The sequence below is a fragment of the Saccharomonospora sp. genome, from assembly GCF_027317685.1.
GTDB lineage: Bacteria > Actinomycetota > Actinomycetes > Mycobacteriales > Pseudonocardiaceae > Saccharomonospora.
Window position 1 is genome coordinate 1 of the sequence record NZ_DAHVQP010000063.1, and the last position, 4,162, is coordinate 4,162.

The window sequence follows — 4,162 nt, forward strand, 5'->3', positions numbered from 1 at the left end:
ATGTGACCGTCACAGGTCGGGGAACCACAGCTTCAGCTCACGCTCGGCCGATTCGGGCGAGTCGGAGCCGTGCACGAGGTTGTACTGCGTCTCCAGGGCGAAGTCGCCGCGGATGGTGCCCGGCGTGGCCTTCTCCACGGGGTCGGTGCCGCCCGCCAGCTGCCGGAACGCGGTCACGGCACGGGGCCCCTCCACCGCGATGGCCACGACCGGCCCCGAGGTGATGAAGTCGAGCAGGTCACCGTAGAACGGCTTGTCCTTGTGCTCGGCGTAATGTTCCTCGGCCACCGAACGCTCGACCATGCGCAGGTCCATGGCGGCCAGCCGCAGCCCCTTGCGCTCGATCCGGGAGATGACCTCGCCGACGAGGCCGCGCTTGACACCGTCGGGCTTGACCAGGACCAGCGTGCGCTCACTCACGGTGCGTTACTCCTTCGGTGATCACGTACACAATGAATCGTTCCGCCCCCGATGTACGCAGCCTAACGAGCTGGTCGGCCCCGCCGCGTTCCGGGCACCCCACTCGTTTGGACGCCGGCGATTCTTCCCACCGTGACTGGTCTTCGAGCCTCATTCACCGATTCCGTCGGCTCCTTCGATTCGGTGGAAGACATGTCTGACGGGTACGGCCTCAAGATCGCTGGGATCGTTCGTCTCGGCGGTGTCCTCGAACGGACCAGCGAGGAATTCGGACTCCCCGAATCACCGAACGGGCCTGCTCGAAGGACTTCCTCACAACACAGTCTGAAGAGCCGGTACGAACAGAGCGGGGAAACCGTGGGGGAGGCGGTTTTCGGCTCGGCGGAATTCATCCACCGGAAACGTCCGCAGGCACTGGCAGCCTACGTCGACGACCCGGACGAGGCGACGCGGGAATCATCGCCGTAAACCGGAGACCTCCGCTCCCGGGGCCCGCGTGGAGTCGAAGACACGTCCGCCGTACAAGCCACGGCCCAAAAGGAAACCGGAGGACGATGATTTCCTCGACGGGATCGGGATTCGCCACCGACGACAACGAGGTGACCGCGAGTGGGTGTTCCATTCCGACACGCCACCGCAGCCACCATGCCACCGGATGGGAGCGTCGCCGGCACCTCGGGCGCGCGGCGGCACCGACCGGCCGCCACGCTGCCGCTGATCGTGGGGCCGTGTGCGCCCCTGCCGGCCCGCCCGATCACGGGGCCGCCCGGCTTCGCCGAGCTTCGGTTCGACGCGGGCATCAAGGTGCGTGTCACCACCCCGAAGACCCGACGGACACGCCCGTGAACGCCATAGCGGCGGTCATGCTGTCCTCCCGGGGGGCGGGTCGACCGTCACCCTGCTGTTGGCCGTCCGGCACGGGGCTCGTCCGAAGTCGAGGGGACTCACCCTGAGCCGACACGCCGGGAAGAAGTGTCAGGGGGTCCCCTCGCTTTGGGCGTGCTGCTGCTGGCTCGGCAACAATCCCCGCGCCATCCGGCGGGCGACGTCGCGGCGTAGCCACATCAGCCAGCCCCATACCGCGAGGAACATCACCCCGATCACCGCCACCCAGGGCAGGGTGACGACGAAGGCCAGCAGTCCCACGTTGAGAGCCAGGATCACCCAGATCGACCACGGGAACCGCAGCAGTCCGGTGCACACGAGCAGTCCCACGGCGATACCGCTCACGGTCCAGCCCTGCAGGCTCGTCAAACCGTCCCCGAGTTGGGCCACCACGGGAAGGGCGAGGCCGACCACGATGGCCTCGAGGACCAGCGTCCCGGCCTGCACGCCACGGAAACCCTTCATCGGATCCGTGGCGGGCGGCGGCACCGATGTCGCCTCAGCCGTCTCGACCGTCTCAGGCGCTTCAGACTCACTCATGCGGGCTCCTTGCCGAACAACGTGCGGGCCTCCCCTGCCGTGACCACCGAACCCGTCACGAGCACACCACCACCGGACAGGGGTTCCTCAGGATCGTCGGTCTGTTCGACGAGGGTGACGGCCGCATCGATGGCCGAGTCGAGCCTCGGCTCCACCGTCACCCGCTCCTCCCCGAAGATCGGCAAGGCGAGCGTGGCGAGTTCGTCGGCGGACAACGCGCGCGGCGACGAGTTCTGGGTGACGACGATCTCGGACACCACGGGTTCGAGAGCCTCGAGGACCCCGGTGGCGTCCTTGTCCCCCAAAACCCCGACCACGGCGACCAGTTTCCGGAAGGCGAACTCTTCGTCCACAGTGTTCGCCAATGCGAGGGCACCGTGCGGATTGTGCGCGGCGTCGATCAACACGGTCGGTGAGGCCTTGACACGCTCCAGCCTGCCCGGCGTCTGCACCGCGGCGAACGCTTCGCGTACGACCTCCACTTCGAGCTGGCGTTCCTTACCCGCGCCGAAGAACGCCTCCACGGCGGCGAGCGCGAGCGCCGCGTTGTCGGCCTGGTGCCGACCGTGCAACGGCAGGAAGATCTCGTCGTACACACCGCCGAGCCCCTGCAGGCTGAGCAACTGTCCGCCCACGGCGATGTCGCGGTTGAGCACACCGAACTCGCTGCCCGCCCTGGCGACGGTGGCGTCCACCTCGACGGCACGTTCCAGCAGCGCCCGTTCGGCATCGGCGGGTTGTTCGGCCAGCACGGCGATGCCGCCCGGCTTGATGATCCCGGCCTTCTCCGTCGCGATCGAACGCCGGTCCTCGCCGAGGTACTCGGTGTGATCGATGCCGATGGGCGTGATCACGGAGATCTGGGCGTCGGCGATGTTGGTGGCGTCCCACCGTCCGCCCATACCGGTCTCCAGCACCGCCACCTCGACGGGCGCGTCGGCGAACGCGGCGAACGCCATGCCGGTGAGCACCTCGAACTTGCTCATCGCCGGCTCGTTCGGCCCCGTCGCGTTGTCGACCATCGCCACGAACGGCTCGACGTCGCGGTAGGTCTTGACGTAGGTCTCGGGGGAGATCGGCACCCCGTCGATGCTGATGCGTTCGGTGACATCACTGACATGGGGCGAAGCGAACCGGCCGGTGCGCAGGCCGCGCGAACGCAGCAAGGCATCGATCATGGCCGCAGTGGAGCCCTTGCCATTGGTGCCAGCGAGCTGGATCACCGGCGCACACCGGTGCGGATCGCCGAGCAGTTCGACCAGGGCCCGCACCCGTGCGGTCCCCGGGCCGATCCGGTGTTCGGGCCAGCGTGCAGTCAGGGCAGCGGTCAATGCTGCATGGTCGGCGTCGGGGACCTCCTGATCAGGCACCTCGACGTCATCGTTTTCGGAGTCAGCTGCGCTGAGCGCGAGCTGAGGCGCGAGGATCTCGTCCGAGGAGAGTCCAAGCCCGGGTGCCTCTGGATCAAAGTCAGTCATGTCAGGACCATCGTAGTGGCCCGGCCCTTGGTGCGGCAGATGAACCTGTCACCGGCCTTGCGTAGGATTCGGTGTCATGACTGATCAGAGCACCCAGCCCACACCCGCGACGACCCTGCCCCACCGGCCGGTCGACGTTGTGGACCGGGGTGGGAGGGCCGTACCGGACCGGCCCGCTCTGGAGGGTCTGGAGGAGAAGTGGTCGCAGCGCTGGCTCACCGACCGGACCTACGCCTTCGACGGCGCGACCTCCCGTGACGAGGTCTTCTCCATCGACACCCCACCACCGACCGTGTCCGGCTCGCTCCACGTGGGCCACATCTTCTCCTACACCCACACCGATCTGGTGGCTCGCTACCAGCGGATGCGCGGCAAGAAGGTCTTCTACCCGATGGGGTGGGACGACAATGGACTGCCGACCGAGCGACGGGTCCAGAACTACTACGGGGTGCGATGCGATCCGACGGTCCCGTACGATCCCGACTTCACCCCGCCGGCCAAGCCGAACCCGAAACGACCGCTGCCGATCAGCCGCCGCAACTTCGTCGCGCTGTGCCATGAGCTGACCGATCTGGACGAGAAGGCGTTTGAGGACCTGTGGCGACGGGTCGGCCTGTCGGTGGACTGGGACACCCTCTACACCACCATCTCCGATGACGCCCAGACCGTTGCCCAGAAGGCGTTCCTGCGCAACGCTGCCCGCGGCGAGGCCTATCTGGCGGAGGCCCCGACGCTGTGGGATGTCACCTTCCAGACCGCGGTCGCCCAGGCCGAGCTGGAGGCGCGCGAGTATCCGGGCGCGATGCACCGACTCGCCTTCCACGGCGACGACGGCGACG

6 protein-coding genes are annotated in these 4,162 nt (G+C 67.7%); 3 read left to right on the forward strand and 3 right to left on the reverse strand.

Features of this window, described 5'->3' with window-relative positions; translation table 11 throughout:
* Positions 1–9: 9 nt before the first annotated feature.
* Positions 10–420 (reverse strand): nucleoside-diphosphate kinase, encoded by a 411-nt coding sequence (gene ndk, locus M7H19_RS07610; protein ID WP_015785605.1) that lies wholly within the window; start codon positions 418–420, stop codon positions 10–12.
* A 192-nt stretch (positions 421–612) separates the two neighbouring features.
* On the opposite strand from ndk, the gene M7H19_RS07615 reads away from it, so the two are divergent.
* The gene (locus M7H19_RS07615) at positions 613–888 is read left to right on the forward strand and encodes a hypothetical protein (protein WP_298178806.1); all 276 of its coding nucleotides are present in this window, start codon (positions 613–615) and stop codon (positions 886–888) included.
* Between the two features lie 141 nt (positions 889–1,029).
* Entirely contained in the window at positions 1,030–1,266 is a 237-nt protein-coding gene (locus M7H19_RS07620; protein ID WP_015785603.1) for a hypothetical protein, read from the forward strand.
* A 129-nt stretch (positions 1,267–1,395) separates the two neighbouring features.
* Here M7H19_RS07620 and M7H19_RS07625 read toward each other — a convergent pair whose 3' ends face one another.
* Both M7H19_RS07625 and M7H19_RS07630 read right to left on the reverse strand, forming a co-directional pair.
* Positions 1,396–1,845, reverse strand: a complete 450-nt coding sequence (locus M7H19_RS07625) for a DUF4233 domain-containing protein (protein ID WP_015785602.1) — start codon at positions 1,843–1,845, stop codon at positions 1,396–1,398.
* Entirely contained in the window at positions 1,842–3,323 is a 1,482-nt protein-coding gene (locus M7H19_RS07630; RefSeq protein ID WP_298178811.1) for a folylpolyglutamate synthase/dihydrofolate synthase family protein, read from the reverse strand. The genes M7H19_RS07625 and M7H19_RS07630 overlap by 4 nt, the downstream gene beginning before the upstream one ends.
* Positions 3,324–3,399: 76 nt before the next feature.
* Between M7H19_RS07630 and M7H19_RS07635 the strand changes: the two genes are divergently transcribed.
* Positions 3,400–4,162, forward strand: a 763-nt coding sequence (locus tag M7H19_RS07635) for a class I tRNA ligase family protein (RefSeq protein WP_298178816.1), incomplete at its 3' end; no start/stop codon positions are given.

Excerpts from the sequence above, each read along its gene's own strand:
- M7H19_RS07615 (WP_298178806.1), top strand. The coding sequence starts at position 613 with ATGTCTGACGGGTACGGCCTCAAGATCGCTGGGATCGTTCGTCTCGGC.
- M7H19_RS07625 (WP_015785602.1), bottom strand. The coding sequence starts at position 1,845 with ATGAGTGAGTCTGAAGCGCCTGAGACGGTCGAGACGGCTGAGGCGACA.
- M7H19_RS07630 (WP_298178811.1), bottom strand. The coding sequence starts at position 3,323 with ATGACTGACTTTGATCCAGAGGCACCCGGGCTTGGACTCTCCTCGGAC.